Origin of the sequence: Haloarchaeobius lipolyticus, assembly GCF_051208015.1 — an archaeon.
Lineage (GTDB): Archaea > Halobacteriota > Halobacteria > Halobacteriales > Natrialbaceae > Haloarchaeobius.
This window is the reverse complement of sequence record NZ_JBPKGF010000002.1, coordinates 1,296,519-1,317,730: the sequence shown is the minus strand read 5'-3', so window position 1 is coordinate 1,317,730 and position 21,212 is coordinate 1,296,519. Positions and strand designations below refer to the sequence as shown.

Sequence of the window (21,212 nt, the reverse complement as noted above, 5' to 3'; positions counted from 1 at the left end):
CCATAGGGTAGTTTGGCCACGTGTTACTGAGCTATCTGCTACGAATATGAATTCGTACAACTAGCATGGCTAAATCGAACTCCAATAGCAATGACCTCCGGCAGGATCAACCGGAATGTGTCCCGAACCATACGGTCCGGGGGGCTTGGCGGGTATACCATATGAATGGCATACACCTTGCATTGCGTGGTCCGAGTTCGGCGAGCCGACCGAAGCGGCCGGTCAGGCGTCACCGAACTACCAGGGCTAACATCAGATTCCATCGTATACGGCGGACCGCAGGGGTGGAATCCTCATTTCCTTCCGGACCTGCACGTAGTTCGAGACAGGTATTAAACCCATCGAAGTTGGCGTGCGTCCGCCGGGACGGCCCCCGCAGACAATGTCCGGGATTGGGGCACGAGTTCAACGTGCCCCGAATCGCGTTGTGCTTTTGCGTTCATATCCCAGTGCCCTGTTGTACTTAAGGGCATCGTTCTGTCGTCGACGCCGGTCGTCGGACCAGCGGACCATCGTAGTTCAGACGAACCACGCCGATGCCCGAGAGCATATGGGAGATGTCCTGCCTCCGTGCCGGGATGCGGCCAGAGGGAGTGGCGGCGTGCGCCACGTCGTTCGCATCTGAACGAATGCCCGACGAACACTTAAGACCGTCGAACCGGACGCCGTGTGGGAATTGTGTACCGTGAGAGGACGTTCTCGTGGGGGAGAACGACACACCCGTCGACGAGAGCTCACGCTCGGAGAGAGACTGTTCAGAGGACGATGTCACGCGGGTGGAGGCCGACCGGTCATTCCGCGCAGGTCGCGTTCGGTCTGGTCGGGTGTGAACCGCGCATGAGCCACTGGGTCGGCCCGGTAGAAACGATTGTTGGTTTGTTACACTCACGTGCGCTACGCGAGCGGTCGCTACTCGTCGAGGTGTTCGATACCCTTCTTGGAGACGTTCGCTTCCGTGATCTCGTCCGGCATCCAGTCAGGCTTGTCGTCCGGAGCCGTCTCGTGCCAGGACCATCCCTCGTAGATGTGGACCTTGTCGGTCCCTTTCTCTCGAAGTCGAAGTTCCACCCGGTCGGCGGCGTCTTCACTGCTCGCCGGTTCCAGCCGACGTGCAGCCTTCAGTGCAGCCTGTCGCGGCGTGTTCCCCGAGAACACACTCGATTCGTCGCCGTTCTTGCTTCTAAGCGCGAAGTTGCGCTTTCCGTCTTCACGTACCATGATTTTCCCTCCATGTCACTGCAACACACGACCCGTGATAAAGATATCCCCCGAAAACGGACGACGGCGGCGATGTGTTTATATATGGGTTGCAAAATCAAGGTCGGTCCCCTCTCGCGATTCGCCGAAATCGCCCCCAATCGACGTCGCCGAACCCGCGCGCGCGGGACCTGTATCGTGCAAGCGCACCCGTAGAAAACACTTAAGTACCTCGTGTGGCGAACACACGAGATAGACTACCGCGATGGTACGGAAAAAGAAGTTGAGCCCAAGTGGTGCCAAAGACGAGAACGGCGAATACCACAACGTGCACATCAACCTCCACGAAGACGAACTCGCGGTCGCCGGCATGGAGATCGGCGACGAGGTCTTCGTGCGCGTACGTGAGGACAAGATAATCATCCAGAAGGCCGACCAGGACGAGGTCGAACACGAGTTCTGAACCCCGTACCATCGTCGGTGTGGAACCGGTTCGGGACGCTTTTGTCGATCGCCGCCTCCCTCATGCGTAGATGAATCTCTACGATGTAGCCAAGCCGTTTCTGTTCCAGCTACCGGCAGAGACGGCCCACGAGGGTGTCCGCGGCCTGCTGTCCGTCAGCCAGGGCACGCCCGTCGAGTCGGCGCTCACTCGACGCTACCGGGTTCGAGACGAGCGACTACACGTCGACGCCTTCGGACAGTCGTTCCCGACTCCCGTCGGCGTCGCCGCAGGGTTCGACAAGAACGCCGAGGTGCCGCGTGCGCTGGCTGCCCTGGGGTTCGGCCACGTCGAGGTCGGCGGAGTGACCGCTGAGCCGCAGGGCGGTAACCCGAGACCGCGGATGTTCCGCCTCCCGGAGGACCGTGCAATCGTGAACCGGATGGGGCTGAACAACGAGGGTGCCGACGTGGTCGGCCAGCGTCTCCACGAGCTCGAGCGACCCGATGTGCCCGTCGGCGTCAACCTCGCGAAGTCGGAGTCGGCGTCCGCCGAAGAAGCGCCGGACGACTACCGCTACACCTACGAGCAGGTCGCCGACGGAGGCGACTTCTTCGTCGTGAACGTCTCCTGCCCCAACTCGGAGGGCTTTCGCGACCTCCAGAACCGCGACGAGATGGCCGCCATCCTCGAGGCACTCGTCGACGCAGGAGCAGCACCGCTCCTCGTGAAGCTCTCGCCGGACCTTCCCGACCCCGCTATCGAGGACGCACTCGAACTGGTCGACGAGTTCGGGCTCGACGGCGTGGTCGCGACGAACACGACGACCGAACGCCCCGAAGGGCTCAAGAGCCCGAACGCCGCACAGACGGGTGGTCTCTCCGGTGCACCCATCGAGGGCCGTGCCACCGAGATGGTCCGGTTCGTCGCCGAGCGGACCGACGTTCCGGTGGTCGGCGTCGGTGGCGTCTCGAGTGCAGCGGACGCCTACCGGAAGATCCGGGCCGGCGCCTCGCTCGTCCAGCTCTACACCGGTCTCGTCTACGAGGGGCCCTCGCTGGCACGGGACATCAACGAGGGGCTCCTCGAACTCCTCGACCGCGACGGCTTCGATTCGGTCGCCGACGCTGTGGGCGCCGACCTGTAAGAAGAGAGCAGCAGAGATGGTTCGTTTTCTCAGTCGGAGAGCGCGTCCAGCTCGAACTCGAACGCAACCACCGGCAACTCCAGGTCGTGCTGCGACCCCCTTTTGTCTCGCTCCTCGCTCCGCTCACGGGTCACGGCTGGGGGAACGCTCTCTGCGGTCACGTCCCCCAGCCGTTCCCCGTTCCCATCGAGGCGACTGCGTCGCCTCGCTCCGCTCGTCACTCCAAAAGCGGGACCAAAAAGTGTGAAGACGACTATCGAAGCGCGTCCAGCTCGAACTCGAACGCCACCACCGGCAACTCCAGATCGTGTTCGACGAGCACGGCCGGGTGGACCTCACCCACGACGCCTGCAACCTCGCCGTCGATACGGACCTCGGCGGTCCGGCCGTCGATGAACGACGGGTGCTCGGTCGGCGGCGTCTCCAGCTCGACGTCGAAGTTCCGTGCGATAGCCTGTAGCCGAGCCTTCGCGTCCTCGTAGGAGGCGTCGAACCGGGCGAGAGCACCGGCGACCGTCCGCCGTTCCGCCACGTAGGTGTCCTCGGACTCGTCGTAGTGTGCCGCGAGTCCGACCTCCGCGACGTCCTGCGGGTACGACCGGTGGGTGTTGTTCTCGAGCACCATCATCAGCGAGGGGAGCGCCCACGAACGGACCATCGTGTAGTCCTCGCTGTAGGGCTCCGTGATGGTCACGGGCGAACCAGCACCGAGACAGTCGTCCGTCTCGGGGTCGAGCCGCAGACGCTCGTAGTTCTCGCGCTCGCTTATCATGTGGAAGTTGAGCATGTCCTCGAAACCGAGGCCAACGAGCTGGTCGCGGACCGCGTCCTCGAGCCCGGTTCGCTCGTGTCGGCCGCCGACGGTTCCGACCTCGGGGTAGCGCGGTTCGAGGTGGTTGAACCCGTAGGCGCGGCCGATGTCGTCGACGATGTCGAGCGGGTGGAGCACGTCGACCCGGTACGGCGGAACGTCGACGTCGTAGACGAGTTCGCCGTCGTCGGTCTCCGACGTCTCTGCATCCAGCCCGGCGCGTTCGAGCAGGTCGACGACCTCGTCGGGGTCGAACGACATCCCCAGGAGCGTCTCTATCCGGGTGTGGCGGACGTGCTTGTCGGTGGTCGAGAGATCGGGCCGCACGAGGTCGACGCCGGGGTCGACCAGTTCGATGCGGTCCGGCGCGTAGACGTCCCGCTCCGGGTAGTCGACGACGACCTCCTCGATGGTCGCGCCGCGGGCGTCGAGCGCGTAGCAGACGATGTTGCACATCTTGTCGATGGTCCACTGGTCGGTGCCCGTCAGTTCGATGAACAGGTCGCGCGAGTCGGTGCTGACCTCGGTCCGACGGCCGTTGATGACCGGCGGGAACGAGAACAGGCCGATGTCGTCGTAGATGGCCGGGTAGCGCTCGTACTCGCGGACGATGTCGGCGTACTTCTCACCGGTCGGGTGCTGCTCCAGCACCTCCGCGGGCGTCAACTCCTCGTCCGAGTCGAGCGGGACGAACCGGTCCTCGTCGGGTTCGACGCCGACGTACTCGATGCTGTGGCCGCCATCGCCGTCGGCAGCAGCACCTTTGAGCATCGTCAGGTCGTGAATCCCGATGGCGCCCTTCGTTCGCTTTCGGCCCATCGTCGCGTGGAGCTTCTCCTGCAACTGGATGAGCGAATCGAGCGCGTCCTCGTCGAGGTTTACGCCTCGTGCGATGGCACCCGTCACGTACGGGCGCTCGTCCGGGACGGACTCGTCGACGCGAATGGTCCAGTCGGCGTCGTTCGTCTTCGGGACGTACACGCCGCGGTCGTCGCCGTACTGGTAGCGGAGCGACCGGGCGACCCCCTCGACGGAGAGCCGGTCGAGTCGGTCGGGAGCGAACTCGAGCTGGAACTTCTCGTCCTCCGTCTCGCCTTCGAACTCGAGACCGAGTCCGAACAGGTCGTCTTTCAGCTCCTCGTCGCGCTTCTCGTCGTGGCCGGTCAGGCGCCGGAGTTCGTCTGGGTCTACGTCTACGACTGGCATCAGCGAATCACCTCCGCGTTCCGCAGGAACTCCAGGTCACTCAGCGTGCCGTGGACGTCCCGGATGTCTTCGAAGCCGTGCGTCAGCATCAGCAGGCGCTCGAGGGCGAGCCCCCACGCCATCACGTCGCACTCGACGCCGAGCGGGCGGAGCACCTCCTCGCGGAAGATGCCCGAGTTACCGATCTCCACGAGCTCCCCCGTGCGGGGATGCTCGCCGAACAGCTCGAAGCTCGGCTCCGTGTACGGGTTGTAGTGGGGCTTGAACTGCAGGTCCGTGATGCCGAACTGCTCGTAGAACTCGGTGAACGTGCCCATCAGGTCGCGCACCGAGAGGTCCTCGGCCATCACCCAGCCCTCTATCTGGAAGAACTCCAGCAGGTGGGTCGCGTCGAGCGTGTCGTTCCGGTAGACCTTCTCGACGGAGAAGTACCGCTGCGGCGGTTCGAGGTCGCCGATGGCATCGCCGGAGAGGTACCGCATCGACAGCGAGGTCGTGTGCCCGCGGAGGTCGACCCCGCGAGCCACGTCCTCGGTCCAGGGCGAGTGATAGCCCTCGCCGTCCTCTCCGACGCCGTTCCGGTGTGCGTCCTCGACGCGGTCGACGAGGTCCTCGGGCAGGTCCTGCATCGGCGGCACGTCCAGGGCGAACTGGTCCCAGTGGGTCCGGGCCGGGTGGTCCTGTGGCATGAACAGGCAGTCGTTGATCCAGAACTCCGCGTCCGCGTGCGGGCCCTCCATCTCCTGGAAGCCCATGCCGACGAGCACGTCCTTGACCCGGTCGGCCGTCTGGCGCAGGATGTGCTTCTTGCCGCCGTACATGGTCTCGGCGTCGGCTTCGACGTTGTACTCGGCGAACTCGGCGTCCTGCCACTCGCCGCTCGTGAGCAGCTCGGGCGTCAGCTGCCCGACCGTCTCGGCCACCTCGACGCCGGCCATGAGGGCGTCGACGCCGTCGTCGGTCAGGGTGACGAAGCGCTCGGTCGACTCGACCCGCGTGACGAGGTCACGGCGCTCGAGCTGGTCGACGATCGCGGTGTCGGTCACGGACTCGCCCGCGGCGAGTGCCGAGAGTGCGTTCGCCTCCGCGTCGTCGGCCGGGTCTGCGTCCGGGGTCGCCGACAGTTCGCCGCTGTCGATGTTCCCGTACCCCTTCCGGGCGTAGTTCGCCAGCGCGATGTCGACGAGGTTGCCCAGTCCCGAGGCACCGATGACCTGCCCCATCGAGACCGGGTCGTCGGTCGCCCCTGCTTCGACGGCGGCCTCGTACAGACGGACCTCCGGCAGGCCCTCGTCGATGTACGACTCGGCTTCCTCGGTGAGTTCGATCCGCTCCTCCGTTCGCTCCTCGACGGCGAGGAGGCCCTGTTCTTCGAGTTCGAAGGCAGCGCCGGCGACGGTCTCGGGCTTCTCGCCCACCTCGTCGGCCAGCGCCCCGACCGACTTCGGGTCGGTGGCACTCGCGGCCTCGAGGACCGCGGCCTGTGTCGCTGAAAGTTTCATCTCTTGGTGTTGCGTGTTCGCGTGAGTCAGTTAGCTATTCCGAACGAGCGCGCGATTTCGTCCGGCGAGATCGGCCTCCCCGGAGTCCGCCGCGCTCAGTCAGGCCGCGCGAAAAAAGCCGACTCCCCGGTCGCTGTGCTGCGGCTCGGGCACGCTACCACCACGGCGGGAGTCGGTTGCCATGTACGAACGCAGTCACGGCCGGGAGAAAAGCCTTCGGGAGCGGACGGATGACGAGTACTCGGGCTCCGTCAGCCGCCCCAGTGGAACCCGCTTTCGTCGATGTCGCGCTCGCCTCGCTCGCCGTCCGTCCCGGTCGCTTCGAGGTCTGCGACGGTCACGGAACTCCCGAGCGTCAGGTCTTCGAGGTCGAGGTCCTCGGCGTCCGAGCCGCCGAGCTCTGCGACGAGCGCCAGGAACTCCTCGTGGGGTGTCATCTCTCGTGGCGCGGAATCTGCGGCGTCTCCGAAGTCGAATTCCTCGAGAGCGAATCCCTCGGCCCCCGTACTGCTGTCGCCTCCTGCGTCCGCCGACCTCTCTCCGGCCTCAGCTGTCCCGTCGAACGAGGTCGCCAGCTCGGATAGTGCACTGTCGAGTTCTTCGAGGCTGCCGTCGTCCGGGTGCGTCAGCTCCCCGGGCGCATCTCCCGTCAGGTCGGCGAGCAGGGCGTCAACGCCCTCGCCGGCGTCCTCTCCGGTCTCGTTCCGCTCCGGCTTCATGTCGGCCTCGTCCATCCCAAGGGCGTCCGCCACCGCGGCCAGCTCGTCCTCTGAACCGTCCGGCTCCCGTGTTGGCATGACGATACATTCATCCTTCTGGTAGTTAATTCCTTGCATAGAATCGTTCAATTTCCTCGCCACGTTCGCGAACTCCCCGGGGTCCGTTGCGGTACGACTGCCGTGATGGTCCCGAGCCGACCGGAAGGCTATTCGGCCGTCCGGTGGCACTCACGCACATGCCGTTCGACTGGGAGGCGGACTTCTACGCCGCGACCGACTGGAACAGGGGGGCGTACGTCGGCGGCGACGATATGCCCGGCCACCTGCGGACGTTCTTCGAACGGGTCGAAACCCCCGACAGCGTCGCTGACGTCGGCTGTGGCCCCGCACTCGTCGACTTCGAACTCGCATCGGCCTTCCCCGAGACCGAGTTCTACGGCTACGACCTGGCCCCGTCCGTGGTCGAGGCCAATCGGGAACAGGCCGACGAACGTGGACTCGACAATCTACGGTTCGCCGTCGATTCGCTCCCGGACCTCGACGTGAGCCGCGAGTTCGACCTCGTCTACTGCATGGCCACACTCTACTTCGTCGACGACGTCGAAGCCGCCCTCCGGGCCCTGCACGCCAGGGTCGCCCCCGGCGGTTCCCTCGTCTTCAACTATCCGAACCGGTACACGCAATCGTGGGCCCGTGACCTCGAGGGCGAGAAGCGCGAGGCGTTCGAACTCGTTGCCCGAGGCGAGAACCTGCTCTCGTACGACGCCATCGAAGACGCCCTCGGAATCCGGCCGGAGAGCTACTGGACCGCCGTCGACGCGCGGAACGAGGAGTACGTCACTCGACGGAGTCCGGCAGTGTACGTCCGGAAGCCGAGAGCCTGAGCCGCGAGCCTGTACCCAGTCACCAGGGGTCGAACTTTATGTTACCGGATAGCCTTACCTATACCGTGTCACAGAACGTCACCACCGACGCGACCTGGGCCGACCCGGGGACGGCCACCGCGTGGGAGGATTTCTACAGCGCTGGCGACTACGAGCGCATCGCCTACATCGGGCGCGAGGTGATGCCCAGCCTGCTCGCCCGGTTCGTCGCGGACCACTGGCCGCCCACCCCGGACAGACTCACAGGCGGCCCCGACACGGTCGCCTCTATCGGTTGCGGGCCCGCGGTCGACCTCTTCGAACTCGCGACCCGCTTCCCCGAGACCGAGTTCTACGGCTACGACGTCTCCGAGTCGGTCATCCGGGACAACCGGGCCATCGCCACCGAGTACGGCTACGACAACGTCCACTTCGCGGTCGACGCCCTTCCGGACCTCGACGTGAGCCGCGAGTTCGACCTCGTCTACTGCATGGCCACCCTCTACTTCGTCGACGACGCAGAGGCCTCGGTCGCGGCGATGTACGACCGGGTCGCTCCCGGCGGCAGGCTGGTCTTCAACTACCCCAACCGGTACACACGCGCCCGGTTCGACCGCGAGTTCACCGGCGCTCGCCGGGAGCTGTTCGGCCACGTCGTCGACGGGGCGAACCTGCTCTCGTACGCGACGATCGGCGACCTCCTCGGCAAGCGCCCGCGCGACTACTGGGGCGCCGTCGGCGCACGAGACCACTCGTTCGTCGGCCGGGACACGCCCTGCGTCTACGTCGAGAAAGAGTAGTCGGTTCGTGCGACCAGCCCGAGCTCAGACCTGCTTTCGGTCCGAATCGAGGTCGATGTCCAGCTCGTCGAGGAGCTCGGCCGCTTCCTCGCGCTTCTCCTGGTGCTCCTCGAGGAACTCCTTCATCAGTTCGGCGGCCTGCTCCTTGCAGCCGCCACAGAGTCGCTCCCCGCCGACGCACTCGTCGTAGACCTCCTTCGCGAACTCGTCGTCGTCGCCCGCGAGCAGGTAGGCGTACAGCTCGTACACCGGGCACTTGTCGGCCTCGCCGCCGAGTTCTCGCTGTTCCTCGGCGGACTGGCGGCCGCCCGTCGTCGCCGACTTCACCTTGTCGTAGCCATCCTCCGGGTCGTCGAGCAGGCTGATGTGGCTCGCCGGGACCGACGACGACATCTTGCCGCCGGTCAGCCCGGTCATGAACCGGTGGTAGATCGAAGAGGGCATGACGAAGCCGTAGCCGCCCTGGTCGACCTCGACCTCGCGGGCGAGCGCCTCGGCCTCCTCCCGGTCGAGGTCGAAGGCGTCGATGTGGCCCTCGTAGACCCGCTTCTCGCCCTCGATGGCGTCGATGAGCGCCTCGAATCCCTCGTCGGTGGCCTTCCGGTCGAAGAAGCGCGTCCTGGGACGGAACGGCTCCATCCCGGCGGACTGCAGCTTCTTCACCGCGCTCGCCCGCGCTTTCTCGTCGATGTCCGGCACCTTGACGCTCGGGCGGTCCGCCTCGAAGTCGACCGCGTCCGCACCGTGGGCGAGGAACTGCGCCGCGTGTACACAGCGGATGGTCTCTCCCTCCGCGAGGTCGACCAGCGTCTCGTACGCGCTCGCGAGGAGTGCGCGCTCGGCGTCGTTCGCCTCGAAGCTCGCGTACGCCTCGGAGACCTTGAAGAAGCGCATCCGGGTCGCGAGGTCGCGCGCCAGACGGATGTGCGGGTCCTGGTCCGGTCCGACCGGGATGACGGTCGGCTTCGGCTCGTCCAGCTGCGGGTAGAGGATGTCCGCCATCTGGGTCACGACCGACTGCATGTGCGAGACGTCCGTCTCGCCGTCGAAGCCGTAGATGGCCTGCAGCTCGGAGTAGTTCGCCTCGATGCCGAGTTCGAACGCGAGGTCCTGCAGTTGCCGGTTGTCGGACTGCCGGTACAGTTCGCCCTCCTCGGCGTCGAATCCGAGCGCCAGCAGGCTCAGGAGGTAGTCCCGCGAGTGCTCGTCGATCTCGTCCCACGTCAGACCGCGAGCCGAGTGGGCCTCCAGGTCGGCGATGAGGCCGTACGCCTCGCCGCCCTGCTGCTGGTGCCAGATTATCTCGTCGAACACCAGCTTGTGGCCGATGTGCGGGTCACCCGTCGGCATGAAGCCCGAGAGGACCGCCCACGGCTCGTCCTCCCGCATCGCCTCGGCGACGGGTCGGTAGTCGCGGTGCCCGAAGATGACCCCGCGGCGCATCAGGTAGTGCGGGTTCGGCACTTCGGGGAGGACCTCCTCGAACTCCTCGATGCCGAACTCCTCGAACAGCTTGCGGTAGTCCGAGACGGTCGACGAGCCCCACGGGTCGAGAGCGACCTCGTCGGCCCCCTCGGCCGCCGTCTCGCCACCGTCCGCGAGCAGCTCCTCGTCCGGCACAGACTCGGAATCGCGCGTCATTTGACTACCCGAGAGTGGCGCCGGGCCGCGCAAAAAGCTTCGCTTCCCGCGTCTTGGAGTCGTTCGAGTGTCAGGAATCGTGTAGTCGAGTGTCAGGGGTTGCCAGAGTAGAACTGGTCGTTCTGCTGTGCCTGGCGGGGACGAACTGACGACGACGAACTGACGACGGAGAGGAGAACAGCGCCCACAGCCTCGTCCATCGACCATGGCGCGCGGCTTTCGCGACCGCCGAGCGACAGCGAGGCGTGTCGGGAGCCGCTCGTGCGAGGGGCGAACGGAACGAAGTGGAGTGAGCCGGTTGGGGAGGATGAGGAGCTGTGCGGTTTCATTTCCAGTTTCACTTCCATCGTGATTCGTAGACTGCTATCTCGGAGCCCACTCAGCTGACAGGTGGACTGTTATCCCGGAGACCGAGACCCAACACTATTCGTTCCACTCCGCCAACAACAACGAACCAGCATGCCGGACGACGCAGCCGACCTCTACGACCGGAACGCCGACGCGTTCGACGAGGCCACCAGCCTCGACAACCTCCCCGACGAGTTCGTCGCCATCCTGGACTCGTTCGTCGACGCCCTCGCTGGCCCCGCCGTCCTCGACGCCGGCTGTGGCCCCGGCCGCGACGTCGAGTACTTCCAGCGGAAGGGCCTCGAACCGGTCGGTGTCGACCTCGCCGCCGGGATGCTCCAGTACGCTCGTGAGAACCGGCCCGCAGCCTACGCGAAGATGGACGTCCGGGCACTCGGATTTCCGGACGACTCCTTCGACGGGGTCTGGTGCCCGGCGACCGTCTTCTTCGTCCAGCGAGACGAGTGGCCGACGGTACTGGGGGAGTTCCGACGCGTCCTGCGACCGGGCGGCGTCGCGAGAATCGGCTTCAAGGTCGGCGACGGTCCCGTGGAGGTCGAGAAGTGGGGCGGCAGCACGGTGGAGTACCGGGTCACCGAGGCCGAAGCACGGCAGGAGCTCGAAGCTGCCGGCTTCGCCATCGAGGACGTGACCGTGAACCAGGTCCCCTCGGGAACGACGTTCGCGAACCTGCTGTGTCGGCTGCCCGTGCAGCGCTGAACGAACTGGCTGGCGTGACTACGGCGTCAGCCGCCCGACCCGCAGCCACTCGATACCGTCCTCGCCGACGATGGCGAACACCATCTCCTTCCTGACGCCGTTCGCCAGCCTGACGTCGAGCGAGAGATCCCGCGGGACGAAGGTGTGGCCCTCGGGCAGCACCCGCACAAGCAGTTCGCTGTGCCCGAAGTCGTCGACCGTCTCGAACTCGGCGTAGGTCCGGAAGTCCGCGCCGAACTTGAAGCCGGTCTTGGGGACGACGTTCCGCTCACGAAGTTCGGCGTAGGCCTGGAGCCGGCGGTCGAACCGCTCGCCTTCGACCTCGCGACCGCGCTCGCAGACCGTCTCCGGGTCGGCGTCGAGCGCCCCGCGAGTCGCGAGGTAGGCCGCTTCGACCAGCGAGAGCTGGAGCGCGTCGAAGTCGGCGTCGCGGCCCGAGAGCGGCGTCCCGTAGAAGCCCTCGTGGTAGAGGCGCTCCGGCGGGTTCCAGCACGTCGCGCGGTCGGCCAGCAGGTCGGTGTCGACGCCCTCGGGAAGCTCGACGTCGGCGTTCCCGGCGATGTCCGGCCGGTCGGTGTCGAGGTAGGTTATCTCCGACTCCTCGTCCACGACTGCGAGGACGCCGTCGCCGAGGGCCGTCGCGGGCGTGCTCTCTCGCTCGCCGATGACGTTCACCCGGTAGAGGGCTTCGCCGGCACCGGGACCGCTCCCCCGCGGGTAGACGACGAAGTCCTCGTCGCCCGGGTCGAGCCGCTTCAGCCAGTCGCCGCGGGCGGGCGAGAGGTAGAACCCGCGCTCGCGCAGGTCGGCGTAGACCAGAAAGCGCGGCATGAAGCTCGCGTCCGTCGCGTCGCGCACGAACTCGCGGAAACCCATCCCGTCGACCGAGTCCAGGTCGCCACGGTAGAGCAGATGTGCGGCCTCGACCCGCGAGAGGGCCACGTCGTTGCCACCGAGTGGGTAGCCGTAGCCCCGCGAGTCGTGGAACCGCTGGCGCGCGTCCTGCCCGACGTGGACCACGTCGCCGTCGAGGTGTCCGTCCATGGACGCGGATGCGGCCCGGTCGGGCAAAGTGATGACGGTCCGGGCCGGTCGCACGTGTCTCGGTTTCGTCGCTGGCTACGGACCCGGCGTCGCACTCACGCCACCCGCCCCGCCGACGGGGGCCTCGCAGGTGCTGTCCAGACAGCGCCGCCCCGCCGCCGTCTCGAACACGGGCAGGCCACAGTCGCACGACCCGACGACCGACCCCGCCGGGAAGGAGTAGCCGGTCTCGCAGTCCGGGTAGGCGTCACAGCCCGCGAGCAGGCCACCTCGGCGGATGATGCGCAGGTCGTCTCCGCACTCGGGGCAGTCCCACTCGCGGTCGAACCGTGCCACGACCGCCTCGTCCAGCGACTCGCAGTCGCGGTCGACGCAGAGGTCCAGCGGAGCACCGCGTTCGACCCGCATCCGTGGGAGTCCGCACTCACAGCGCCCGCCGTGGAGGGTCGCGTCGGTCGGGATGCCGTGGTGGCGCTCGCAGTCGAGACAGGAGACGGCCCGCCGGGTCTTCACGAGCGCTCCGTCGCAGTCGGGACACCGGCCGACCGGGGTTCCCGCGGTGTTCACCGGGTACGAGCCGGCGAGGTGGAGCTGGTGAGACCGGACGAGCAGGGTCTGGTCCCCATCACGGGCCCGCAGGTCGAGTCCACCGTCGCCTCCACTCGCCGAATCGTGCCCACTCGTGCCCTCGCTGGTGACGAACACCTCCTCGGCGCGGGTGAGCCACGCCAGCGGCTGGTAGCCGCGGGCGTCGTGGACGAGGACGGTGTCATCCGGTTTGACGAGGACGACGACGTTCCCCCGGAACTCGGCTCGGTCGCCGGCGTCGGCGACGACGGTGCAGTCTCCCGCGAACAGGCGGACGGTTGCTGACATGCCGTGGTTGGCCGCGGGATGGTATTTGAAGGCTCGGACGAGAGAGGAGCAGCCGAGGCTGTCGACGGTACCGGACAACCGGGTGGCGCGCGCTCGTGAGCGTGCTCGAACGGAGTGAGAGTCGCGAGCCGACATCGTGCGAGGGATGAGGAGTGCAGCCGAACGAAGCGAAGCGAGTGAGCGAACCCCGCAATCGGCTGGGGAGGAGAGCGAGGTGGCGCAGTCGCCTCGCGGCGAACGGCGAACGAAGTGAGACGTGAGCAGTGGTGCGGTCTCGGTTCTATCGTGATTCGAGAACTGCGACTCGAACGAGCACAGGACGCACGAAATACGGAAACAACAGCTCGCAACGAAACAGAATCAGACCAGCGGCGTCCGCTCGACGACCTGTCCGTCGTAGGTCGGATACTGCTCGACGATCTCGCCGTCGTCGACGTCACCCTCCTGAATCATCTCCTCCAGCAGCCACCACGCGACCTCGACGTGGTTCGACTTGACGGTGTAGAACTCCTCGGGAACGCCCAGTTCGGCGAAGCGCTCGGGGTCGGCGCGGGTCTTCCCGTAGACGAGGGTGCCGTCGTCGGTCACGTCGTCGAACTCGCGGCGGATGTTCTGCGCCATGCGCTTCAGGCGACGACGGTGCTGGGCGGCGTCCTTGAAGACGCTCGTACAGAAGTAGACGCGCGGGTGCTCGCCCATCACGTCGAGTATCTCCTCGCGGTCGCCGTCGACGGCCGACATGTGCCCCTCCTTGAGCTCGTAGCCCTCCTCCTGCATCCGGCGGTAGTTCCCGTCGGACATCTCGAACTCGTTGACGTTGCAGAACTCGGCGGCGCCCTCGTCGAGGAAGTCGAGGAACTCCGTCTCCGGCCGGATGCCGGGAATCTCGAACGCGGGGGTCAGCCCCTCCTCGCGGGCGATGTAGAGGATGTCCTCCCACTCGGTGCCGTGCATGTCGCCCCAGAGCTCCAGCGGCGGGTGGAAGCGGATCTCGTCGAGGCCCGCCTCCGAGAGGCGGCGCATGTTCTCGCGCCCGCCCGTGATGCCGGTGTAGAGGTGGGTGTGGTGGTCCTCGCCGAACTCGTCTTTGAGCAGCGAGAGGTAGTGACAGGTCCGGTCCAGCGCCTCCTGCGGTTCGCCGCCAGTGATGGAGGTGCCGAGGGCGTCCATCCGCTTCGCCTCGGTGATGACGTCCTCGTCGGACTCGACGAGGCGCTCGTTGGCGTAGACGTCGGTGACGTTCTTGCGGTTCTCCCCGAGCGGGCAGTAGAAGCAGTCGCGCTGGTCACAGTAGCCGTAGACGAACATGACCATCTTCCCGCCCTTGGCGCACTGTTCGCAGCCCTTCGAGATCATTCGTTGTACAGGATAACCGGCCGAAGCGGGAAAAAGCGTGCGAAATCGGACGGTCTGGGGTGGCACGGAAGGGCATGGGTGAGTTCCCCGTGCCGGTTTCGAGCCGTCTACGCTCGACGACGCATCCACCGTCGACGAGCCGAGGTCTGCGGAACGACAGACGAATCAGACGGCCGCGGTCAGTCGTCGCCGACCAGTTCTCGCGTCGTCACCACTTTCGCGAACTCACCCGACAGCTGCGCCAGCGCCGCCCGGTGGTTCTCCTCGGCAGATATCCGTCCACCGACGGGAATCGCCCGGTCGAACGTCGCCGTCGCGTCCGAGACGAGGACAGGGTCGAAGCCGAGGTTCTCGGCCATCCGCGTCGTCGTCGAGACGCAGTGGTCGGTCGTGAACCCGCAGACGACGAGCCTGGCGTGGGGCGTCTCGCGGAGCCAGGACTCGAGGTCCGTCCCGAGGAAGGCGCTGTTGACGGTCTTCGCGAAGACCGGCTCGTCGTCTTCGGGGCCGAGCCCGTCCTTGAACTCGTTTCCGGGCTGGTCGGGGGCGAGCGGCGACCCCGCCTCCGTCGAGTCGTGTTTCGCGTGCGCGACCGGCCAACCGCGCCCGCGCCAGTGCGCGAGCAGCTCTTCGATTCGCGTCTCGGCCTCCGGGGTGGAACGCTCCTCGCCCCAGTGTGGCTCGTCGAAGCCGCGCTGGGCGTCGACGACGAGCAGGACGTCCGGGCGGTTCTCGGTCGCCTCTCGCGGGGTCGAATCACCCGTCATCGCGATATCTCCAGCGGACACTCTTCGAGCAGCTCCTCACCGTCGGGGAGCATGTACTGCGGCCACTCGTGGCTCTCGTCGTCCTCCCAGTCGCCGAGCTGGGCGTGGGGACAGACGTCGTCGTAGGTCTCCATGCGGCCCTGGATTATCTCGCGGGCGCGGCGGCCGGCCTCGGTGTCACCTGTGATGCCCTCGAACACCTTCCGGGGCTGGACCGTTATCTCCAGCCCGTGTGGGTTGTGGCGGCTGTGGCGGCGCTGGTAGCTCGGGGCGCGGGCCGTGGGGAACAGCGGTTCGCCGCCGAAACAGAACTCGAACTGGTGGTCGTCGGGCTCGGTCGGGAACTCGTCGGGCCATGGCTCGGGGTCGTGGTCGTGCAAGAACTGGAGGACGTCCCAGTACCGTTCGTGCCACTCGGCCTCGTCGAGGTCGCTTCCGTCGTGTGCGAAGAACGTGACGAGCGAGGCACGCGGGGCGTGGTGCTCGTAGGTCCGGAGGTAGGCGAGGAGGACGTCTCGGTAGGCGAGCAGCGACTCGTCGTCGAGGCCGGGGACGAAGGTGTACAGCGCCCAGCCCTCACGCTCGGAGTCGACGCCGAAGTAGCAGACGAACTCGGTGCCGTTGTGTTCGCCGAGCATCGCCTCGCGGAAGCTCTCGTAGTGGTCGACCGCCCAGTCGGGAAGGGTCCCCGTCGCGAGCCGGTCGTGGAGACGCTCCTGGTCGAACAGTCGGGTGACGTCCGTGCCCGACAGCTGGTCGGTTCCGCCGGTGACCGCCGGCTGACTCATACCCGTGGCTTGGACCGGGTCGGCTTGTAACTGTCGGGACGGGCAGCTCGGCGCTCTCGTCAGGCGGTCTGGGGACCGGTACCGCCGTTGCCGAAGTCTTAAACGGTCCCAAATCTTAGCGAACGTTATGCAGCACGTGAAGATTCCGCAGGACCGTATCGGCGTGCTGATCGGTGAGGGCGGTGAGACGATGCGACGGATCGAGAACCGGGCCGGTGTCAGACTCGACATCGACTCCGAGAACGGCTCCGTCGCCATCGACCAGGTGGGCGACCCTATCGACGCGCTGAAAGGCCCGGACATCGTCCAGGCCATCGGCCGTGGGTTCCCGCCCGAGGAGGCGCTCTCGTTGCTCGACGACGAGATGCGTATGTTCGACCTCATCGACATCGACGCCGCCGCGCGGAACAAATCGGATCTGAAGCGAAAGAAGGGTCGGCTCATCGGCGAGAACGGCCGCACCCGCGAACTGATGGAGGAGCTGACCGGCGCGAGCGTCGTCATCTACGGCTCGACGATGGGCGTCATCGGCGGGCCGGAGGAGGTACAGATCGTCCGCGAGGCCGCCGAGCGACTGCTCGACGGTGCCCCGCACGGCTCGGTCTATTCCTTCCTCGAGCGCAAGCACAACGAGCTGAAGCGCAAGGGAATGGACTACCACCGCTTCCAGGGCGGAAGCTGACCGTCGATTCCGGCGACCGACCCACCGAAACCGCACGACTGAACGCCGATACTCGTGTTCTTTCTGACCAGCCTGCTGAGATGAATCGCCCGATTCTCCGGGCAGCGACGACTGTCCCGAAGTAGTATATAAAGGTAGTGTGTGTCGGTGTGCCATACGCCCAGCGGTGGGGGACTACAGGCCCATAGAAGGACCGCCACCGAAGAATTTATATAGAATCGCAATCAATCCATCGAGTGACCATGGCTCAGCAAATGGGCAACCAGCCCCTCATCGTTCTCTCCGAGGACAGCCAGCGAACATCCGGACGTGACGCACAGTCCATGAACATCACGGCCGGGAAGGCCGTGGCCGAGGCGGTACGCACCACGCTCGGCCCGAAAGGGATGGACAAGATGCTCGTCGACTCCACGGGCGAGGTCGTCGTCACGAACGACGGCGTCACCATCCTGAAGGAGATGGACATCGAGCACCCGGCGGCGAACATGATCGTCGAAGTCGCCCAGACGCAGGAAGAGGAGGTCGGTGACGGCACGACCTCCGCCGTCGTCGTCTCCGGTGAGCTCCTGAAGAAGGCCGAGGAGCTCCTCGAGCAGGACATCCACGCGACCACCCTCGCCAACGGCTACCGCCAGGCAGCCGAGAAGGCGAAGGAGGTCCTCGAGGACATGGCCATCGAGGTCGGCGCGGACGACCGCGAGTACCTCGAGAAGATCGCCGCGACCGCGATGACGGGCAAGGGCGCAGAGTCCGCGAAGGACACCCTCGCCACGCTCGTCGTCGACGCCATCCTCGCCGTCGAAGACGAGGACGGCATCGACCTCGACAACATCAAGATCGAGAAGCTCGTCGGCGGCTCCATCGAGAACTCCGAACTCGTCGACGGCGTCCTCCTCGACAAGACGCGCGTCCACGACAACATGCCGTACTTCGTCGAGGACGCGAAGGTCGCCGTGCTCGACGACGCACTCGAAGTGCGCGAGACGGAGATCGACGCAGAGGTCAACGTCACGGACCCCGACCAGCTCCAGCAGTTCCTCGACCAGGAGGAGAAGCAGCTGAAGGAGATGGTCGACGCGCTCGTCGACGCCGGCGTCGACGCGGTCTTCGTCGGTGACGGTATCGACGACATGGCCCAGCACTACCTCGCGAAGGAGGGCATCTTCGCGGTCCGCCGCACCAAGGACTCCGACGCGAAGCGCATCGCCCGCGCGACCGGCGCCCGCGTCGTCTCCAACGTCAAGGACATCGAGGCCGACGACCTCGGCTTCGCCGGCTCCATCAGCCAGCAGGACGTCGGCGGCTCCGAGCAGATCCTCATCGAGGACGTCGAGGACGCCAAGTCCGTCACGCTCCTCCTCCGCGGCGGCACCGAGCACGTCGTCGACGAGGTCGAGCGCGCAATCGACGACTCCCTCGGCGTGGTCCGCGCGACCATCGAGGACGGTACCGTCCTCCCCGGCGGCGGCGCACCCGAGGTCGAGCTCGCACTCGCACTCCGTGACTTCGCCGACTCCGTCGGCGGCCGCGAGCAGCTCGCAGTCGAGGCGTTCGCAGACGCGCTCGAGGTCATCCCGCGCACCCTCGCCGAGAACGCGGGCCTCGACTCCATCGACAGCCTCGTCGAACTCCGCTCGCGCCACGACGGCGGCGAGTACGGTGCGGGCCTCGACGCCTACACCGGCGATGTCATCGACATGGAAGAGGAAGGCGTCGTGGAGCCGCTCCGCGTGAAGACGCAGGCCATCGAGTCCGCGACCGAGGCGGCCGTCATGCTCCTCCGCATCGACGACGTCATCGCCGCAGGCGACCTCTCCGGCGGCAAGATAGACGGCGACGACGGCGGCGACGACATGCCCCCGGGCGGCGGTATGGGCGGCGGCATGGGCGGCATGGGCGGTATGGGTGGCATGGGCGGCGCGATGTAGATTTCGAGGAACGAGAAATCTAATCGTACGGCCGAGGTTCCCTCGGCCAAGGCTATGTGAAATCTGTCGGAGACAGATTTCCATAAGCCGTCGGACGGTAGTCCGACGACGCCGATGTAAGCGAGGTGTGGCTTCGCCGCACCTCGGGAGGGCGAACGGCGACGCAGTCGCCGTGAGCCAGTGAAGTTCGGGTAGATAATTCACATCCCCCATCCACCGACCCACCGAATCGCCTGCTGACCGACGATCTTCTTTCGACGCCGAATCGAGCAGCGACAGTGCCATCCCCGTCGTCGCACGCCGCGGTTGCTGGCGGGATTCGATAGAGAACGACGGATACCGCGTACACTCCTGACGGTGAAAAATACATTTCATTCAGTAGAAAGTATTTACCGGAACGGCCATTCGTCCCGGATATGCGACGACGTTCCCTCCTCGCGAGTCTCGCAACCGGACTTGCGGCGTCCGCCGGCTGCCTCGCGGGCGACGACTCGCCCGGGACCAGCACCGGCACGAAGACCTACCACGACACGAACAGTCAGACCATCGACTCGGGGACGACCGGGACGACCCCGAAGAACACCGGCGGCGGGTTCGCCGAACCGGTGACCCTCGGCGACACAACCCTCGAGCTCACGAGTGCGACGACCCAGCATTCGTACTTCCACCTCACGAGTCCGGACACGATGGGAGTAGAAGCCGCCGACGGCCAGTTCTTCTTCGTCGGCGTCCGTGTCACCGAGGGCGACGCCCCCGGTCCCGACTCGTTCGACGTTCGCGTCGGCGACGAGACGTACGACCTCACTACGAGCCTCGCCGACCGCGACTCGTACGATTCCCCTGTCGCTGCCGGGAACGGACAGTACTACACGCGAGAGGAGGGCGCCGGCTGGCTCGCTACGGACGTGCCGGCTCCCCTCTCTGGCGAGACTCTCCGCATCCGCATCGAACAGGGGGAGGCCACCGCCGAGGTCGCGCTCCCGAACTTCGTCGCCGACGGACTGGCCGTCCCGTCCCCGGACTTCGCCTTCGGCGACGTCTCCATCCCGGACTCGGTCGGGCCGAACGACCCCATCAAGGTCGAACTGCCCGTGACGAACGAGGGCGACGGGCGAGGAACCGCCCGGGTCGTCGTGAACGAGGTCGGACCGATGTACGCGCCCCACCGCGTCGAGGCGGACCTCGGAGCCGGGAAGTCGACGACACTCGCGGAGTCGATACCGACCGACCGCGGTGGGTCGACCGCGTCGGAGGTGCGCCTCCACGTCGTCGCCCCCGGCGTCGACCACCGCCAGACCGTCACGGTCGACTCCGACGGGACGACGACCGAGAACTGACCGGCGGCCCTCGCGAGGAATTCGTCAGCCGCACGTCTGACGCCCGTAACCCGGCGGTCTCGGATGCCTCACGACACAGATGTAGAAAGCATTTATGGCCGGTCGAGTATAGGCAAGTCGTGCAACGCCGCCGTACGTACCTCGCCGCAGTCGGTACCGCCATCGCGACAGCAGGTTGCTTCGGAGGGTCGAACGACGACGAGTCGAACGGGTCGAAACGAAGCGACGGAACGGACACGCCTTCGGGCCCGGCCGTCCAGTCGTTCGACCAGCCGCTCGCCGCCGGGAACGCGGAGGTGAGCCTCTCGAAGCCCGCGGTCCAGGACTCCTACTTCGCCGCACTCTCCGAGGAGACCATCGCCGTCATGGCCGTCAACGGGAAGCGGTTCGTGTTCCTCACGGTCGACTCGACCGGCGACGTCGCGCCGAAGCTCGAGGACTTCACGTTCGAGGCCGGCGACTCCTCCGCCCGCGCCTGGACGGCCTACGACGGCGTCGTCCCCGCCCGCAATCCGACGGCGAAGGCACCCTACACGCCCGAGCGCGGAAGCGGCTGGATCGGCTTCGCGGTCCCTGCGCCGCTGAAGGGCGACCACGTCGTCTCCCTCAGCGTCGGCGGCGAGACCGTCCGGACGCGACTACCCGAATCGACCCGTAGCTCCCTGCAGAAGCCCATCGCCGAGTACGACGTCTCGAACTTCTCGGCCCCGGAGTCCGCATCCCCCGGCGACACGGTGACCGTCTCGTTCGACATCGAGAACACGAACGGGACCGCCGGCGTCTTCCACGGCGCCCTGAACGGCCCCGAGCCGAAACTCTTCGAACTCCAGTTCGCGGCGGGTGGCTCGGAGACGCGCGAGGTCGAACTCACTGCGAAAGCGAACGACGAGGAGGAGAACGAGATGGACCTCGTCCTGTACGCGGTCGGTGCGCGCGAACGTGCGAGCGTCTCCCTCGGCGACGGCGGCAACTGAGGCGCTCTCCCGCCCGCTCGCGACAAACGATGTTTCGATTTAACTAAGTGGGTTCCCCGGAAAA

20 protein-coding genes and 1 rRNA gene are annotated in these 21,212 nt (G+C 66.4%); 9 read left to right on the top strand and 12 right to left on the bottom strand.

The features are described 5' to 3' along the window. Both ACSC1Y_RS09750 and ACSC1Y_RS09745 read right to left on the bottom strand, forming a co-directional pair. Positions 1-117 (bottom strand): 16S ribosomal RNA (locus ACSC1Y_RS09750); the annotation flags it as partial. A 792-nt stretch (positions 118-909) separates the two neighbouring features. Next, complete coding sequence (locus ACSC1Y_RS09745) at positions 910-1,218, bottom strand: non-histone chromosomal MC1 family protein (protein WP_435334637.1); 309 nt, start codon at positions 1,216-1,218, stop codon at positions 910-912. A gap of 244 nt (positions 1,219-1,462) precedes the next feature. Here ACSC1Y_RS09745 and ACSC1Y_RS09740 point away from each other — a divergent pair, with 244 nt between their 5' ends. After that, positions 1,463-1,660, top strand: coding sequence for a hypothetical protein (locus ACSC1Y_RS09740; RefSeq protein WP_267641674.1), 198 nt, complete (start codon positions 1,463-1,465; stop codon positions 1,658-1,660). Between the two features lie 70 nt (positions 1,661-1,730). Next, positions 1,731-2,786 (top strand): quinone-dependent dihydroorotate dehydrogenase, encoded by a 1,056-nt coding sequence (locus tag ACSC1Y_RS09735; RefSeq protein WP_435334636.1) that lies wholly within the window; start codon positions 1,731-1,733, stop codon positions 2,784-2,786. 29 nt (positions 2,787-2,815) lie between these two features. Here the strand turns inward: ACSC1Y_RS09735 and ACSC1Y_RS09730 are convergent, their stop codons facing one another. The 4 genes from ACSC1Y_RS09730 to ACSC1Y_RS09715 form a co-directional block, all read right to left on the bottom strand. Beyond that, positions 2,816-3,007 (bottom strand): hypothetical protein, encoded by a 192-nt coding sequence (locus tag ACSC1Y_RS09730; protein WP_435334635.1) that lies wholly within the window; start codon positions 3,005-3,007, stop codon positions 2,816-2,818. Between the two features lie 32 nt (positions 3,008-3,039). Next, entirely contained in the window at positions 3,040-4,803 is a 1,764-nt protein-coding gene (gene pheT, locus ACSC1Y_RS09725; RefSeq protein WP_435334634.1) for a phenylalanine--tRNA ligase subunit beta, read from the bottom strand. Further along, complete coding sequence (pheS, locus tag ACSC1Y_RS09720; RefSeq protein ID WP_435334633.1) at positions 4,803-6,305, bottom strand: phenylalanine--tRNA ligase subunit alpha; 1,503 nt, start codon at positions 6,303-6,305, stop codon at positions 4,803-4,805. The genes pheT and pheS overlap by 1 nt, the downstream gene beginning before the upstream one ends. A gap of 251 nt (positions 6,306-6,556) precedes the next feature. Further along, on the bottom strand, positions 6,557-7,102 hold the full coding sequence (locus tag ACSC1Y_RS09715) for a hypothetical protein (protein WP_435334632.1): 546 nt from the start codon (positions 7,100-7,102) through the stop codon (positions 6,557-6,559). 158 nt (positions 7,103-7,260) lie between these two features. On the opposite strand from ACSC1Y_RS09715, the gene ACSC1Y_RS09710 reads away from it, so the two are divergent. Beyond that, on the top strand, positions 7,261-7,908 hold the full coding sequence (locus ACSC1Y_RS09710; protein ID WP_435334631.1) for a class I SAM-dependent methyltransferase: 648 nt from the start codon (positions 7,261-7,263) through the stop codon (positions 7,906-7,908). Between the two features lie 65 nt (positions 7,909-7,973). Continuing rightward, positions 7,974-8,687 carry a class I SAM-dependent methyltransferase gene (locus ACSC1Y_RS09705; protein WP_435334630.1) on the top strand — a complete coding sequence of 238 codons (714 nt, stop codon included), beginning with the start codon at positions 7,974-7,976 and terminating at the stop codon, positions 8,685-8,687. 24 nt (positions 8,688-8,711) lie between these two features. On the opposite strand, the gene ACSC1Y_RS09700 is transcribed toward ACSC1Y_RS09705, so the two are convergent. Beyond that, positions 8,712-10,328 carry a tryptophan--tRNA ligase gene (locus ACSC1Y_RS09700; protein ID WP_435334629.1) on the bottom strand — a complete coding sequence of 539 codons (1,617 nt, stop codon included), beginning with the start codon at positions 10,326-10,328 and terminating at the stop codon, positions 8,712-8,714. Between the two features lie 459 nt (positions 10,329-10,787). On the opposite strand from ACSC1Y_RS09700, the gene ACSC1Y_RS09695 reads away from it, so the two are divergent. Next, entirely contained in the window at positions 10,788-11,396 is a 609-nt protein-coding gene (locus ACSC1Y_RS09695; protein WP_435334628.1) for a class I SAM-dependent methyltransferase, read from the top strand. Between the two features lie 18 nt (positions 11,397-11,414). Here ACSC1Y_RS09695 and endA read toward each other — a convergent pair whose 3' ends face one another. From endA to ACSC1Y_RS09670, 5 genes are all read right to left on the bottom strand, one after another. After that, positions 11,415-12,440, bottom strand: a complete 1,026-nt coding sequence (endA, locus tag ACSC1Y_RS09690; protein ID WP_435334627.1) for a tRNA-intron lyase — start codon at positions 12,438-12,440, stop codon at positions 11,415-11,417. 75 nt (positions 12,441-12,515) lie between these two features. Then, on the bottom strand, positions 12,516-13,316 hold the full coding sequence (locus ACSC1Y_RS09685; RefSeq protein WP_435334626.1) for a topoisomerase DNA-binding C4 zinc finger domain-containing protein: 801 nt from the start codon (positions 13,314-13,316) through the stop codon (positions 12,516-12,518). 360 nt (positions 13,317-13,676) lie between these two features. Further along, positions 13,677-14,672, bottom strand: coding sequence for a radical SAM protein (locus ACSC1Y_RS09680; protein WP_435334625.1), 996 nt, complete (start codon positions 14,670-14,672; stop codon positions 13,677-13,679). Between the two features lie 179 nt (positions 14,673-14,851). Next, positions 14,852-15,439: a cysteine hydrolase family protein gene (locus ACSC1Y_RS09675; protein ID WP_435334624.1), complete on the bottom strand. Its 588-nt coding sequence runs from the start codon at positions 15,437-15,439 to the stop codon at positions 14,852-14,854. After that, entirely contained in the window at positions 15,436-16,227 is a 792-nt protein-coding gene (locus tag ACSC1Y_RS09670; protein WP_435334623.1) for a YqcI/YcgG family protein, read from the bottom strand. Before ACSC1Y_RS09670 ends, ACSC1Y_RS09675 begins: the two co-directional genes overlap by 4 nt. A gap of 127 nt (positions 16,228-16,354) precedes the next feature. On the opposite strand from ACSC1Y_RS09670, the gene ACSC1Y_RS09665 reads away from it, so the two are divergent. From ACSC1Y_RS09665 to ACSC1Y_RS09650, 4 genes are all read left to right on the top strand, one after another. Beyond that, on the top strand, positions 16,355-16,909 hold the full coding sequence (locus tag ACSC1Y_RS09665) for a KH domain-containing protein (protein WP_435334622.1): 555 nt from the start codon (positions 16,355-16,357) through the stop codon (positions 16,907-16,909). Between the two features lie 254 nt (positions 16,910-17,163). Next, positions 17,164-18,837, top strand: coding sequence for a thermosome subunit alpha (thsA, locus tag ACSC1Y_RS09660; protein WP_435334656.1), 1,674 nt, complete (start codon positions 17,164-17,166; stop codon positions 18,835-18,837). A gap of 416 nt (positions 18,838-19,253) precedes the next feature. Then, complete coding sequence (locus ACSC1Y_RS09655) at positions 19,254-20,174, top strand: hypothetical protein (RefSeq protein ID WP_435334621.1); 921 nt, start codon at positions 19,254-19,256, stop codon at positions 20,172-20,174. 119 nt (positions 20,175-20,293) lie between these two features. Continuing rightward, complete coding sequence (locus ACSC1Y_RS09650; protein WP_435334620.1) at positions 20,294-21,148, top strand: hypothetical protein; 855 nt, start codon at positions 20,294-20,296, stop codon at positions 21,146-21,148. Positions 21,149-21,212: the final 64 nt, after the last annotated feature.

Bases quoted from the DNA above. Each gene is read 5' to 3' on its own strand.
- ACSC1Y_RS09715 (WP_435334632.1), bottom strand. From the start codon at position 7,102: ATGCCAACACGGGAGCCGGACGGTTCAGAGGACGAGCTGGCCGCGGTG.
- ACSC1Y_RS09685 (WP_435334626.1), bottom strand. From the start codon at position 13,316: ATGTCAGCAACCGTCCGCCTGTTCGCGGGAGACTGCACCGTCGTCGCC.
- pheS (WP_435334633.1), bottom strand. From the start codon at position 6,305: ATGAAACTTTCAGCGACACAGGCCGCGGTCCTCGAGGCCGCGAGTGCC.
- ACSC1Y_RS09740 (WP_267641674.1), top strand. From the start codon at position 1,463: ATGGTACGGAAAAAGAAGTTGAGCCCAAGTGGTGCCAAAGACGAGAAC.
- ACSC1Y_RS09680 (WP_435334625.1), bottom strand. From the start codon at position 14,672: ATGATCTCGAAGGGCTGCGAACAGTGCGCCAAGGGCGGGAAGATGGTC.
- ACSC1Y_RS09655 (WP_435334621.1), top strand. From the start codon at position 19,254: ATGCGACGACGTTCCCTCCTCGCGAGTCTCGCAACCGGACTTGCGGCG.
- ACSC1Y_RS09665 (WP_435334622.1), top strand. From the start codon at position 16,355: ATGCAGCACGTGAAGATTCCGCAGGACCGTATCGGCGTGCTGATCGGT.
- ACSC1Y_RS09735 (WP_435334636.1), top strand. From the start codon at position 1,731: ATGAATCTCTACGATGTAGCCAAGCCGTTTCTGTTCCAGCTACCGGCA.
- endA (WP_435334627.1), bottom strand. From the start codon at position 12,440: ATGGACGGACACCTCGACGGCGACGTGGTCCACGTCGGGCAGGACGCG.
- ACSC1Y_RS09670 (WP_435334623.1), bottom strand. From the start codon at position 16,227: ATGAGTCAGCCGGCGGTCACCGGCGGAACCGACCAGCTGTCGGGCACG.
- ACSC1Y_RS09745 (WP_435334637.1), bottom strand. From the start codon at position 1,218: ATGGTACGTGAAGACGGAAAGCGCAACTTCGCGCTTAGAAGCAAGAAC.
- ACSC1Y_RS09700 (WP_435334629.1), bottom strand. From the start codon at position 10,328: ATGACGCGCGATTCCGAGTCTGTGCCGGACGAGGAGCTGCTCGCGGAC.
- ACSC1Y_RS09710 (WP_435334631.1), top strand. From the start codon at position 7,261: ATGCCGTTCGACTGGGAGGCGGACTTCTACGCCGCGACCGACTGGAAC.
- thsA (WP_435334656.1), top strand. From the start codon at position 17,164: ATGGGCAACCAGCCCCTCATCGTTCTCTCCGAGGACAGCCAGCGAACA.
- ACSC1Y_RS09695 (WP_435334628.1), top strand. From the start codon at position 10,788: ATGCCGGACGACGCAGCCGACCTCTACGACCGGAACGCCGACGCGTTC.
- pheT (WP_435334634.1), bottom strand. From the start codon at position 4,803: ATGCCAGTCGTAGACGTAGACCCAGACGAACTCCGGCGCCTGACCGGC.
- ACSC1Y_RS09675 (WP_435334624.1), bottom strand. From the start codon at position 15,439: ATGACGGGTGATTCGACCCCGCGAGAGGCGACCGAGAACCGCCCGGAC.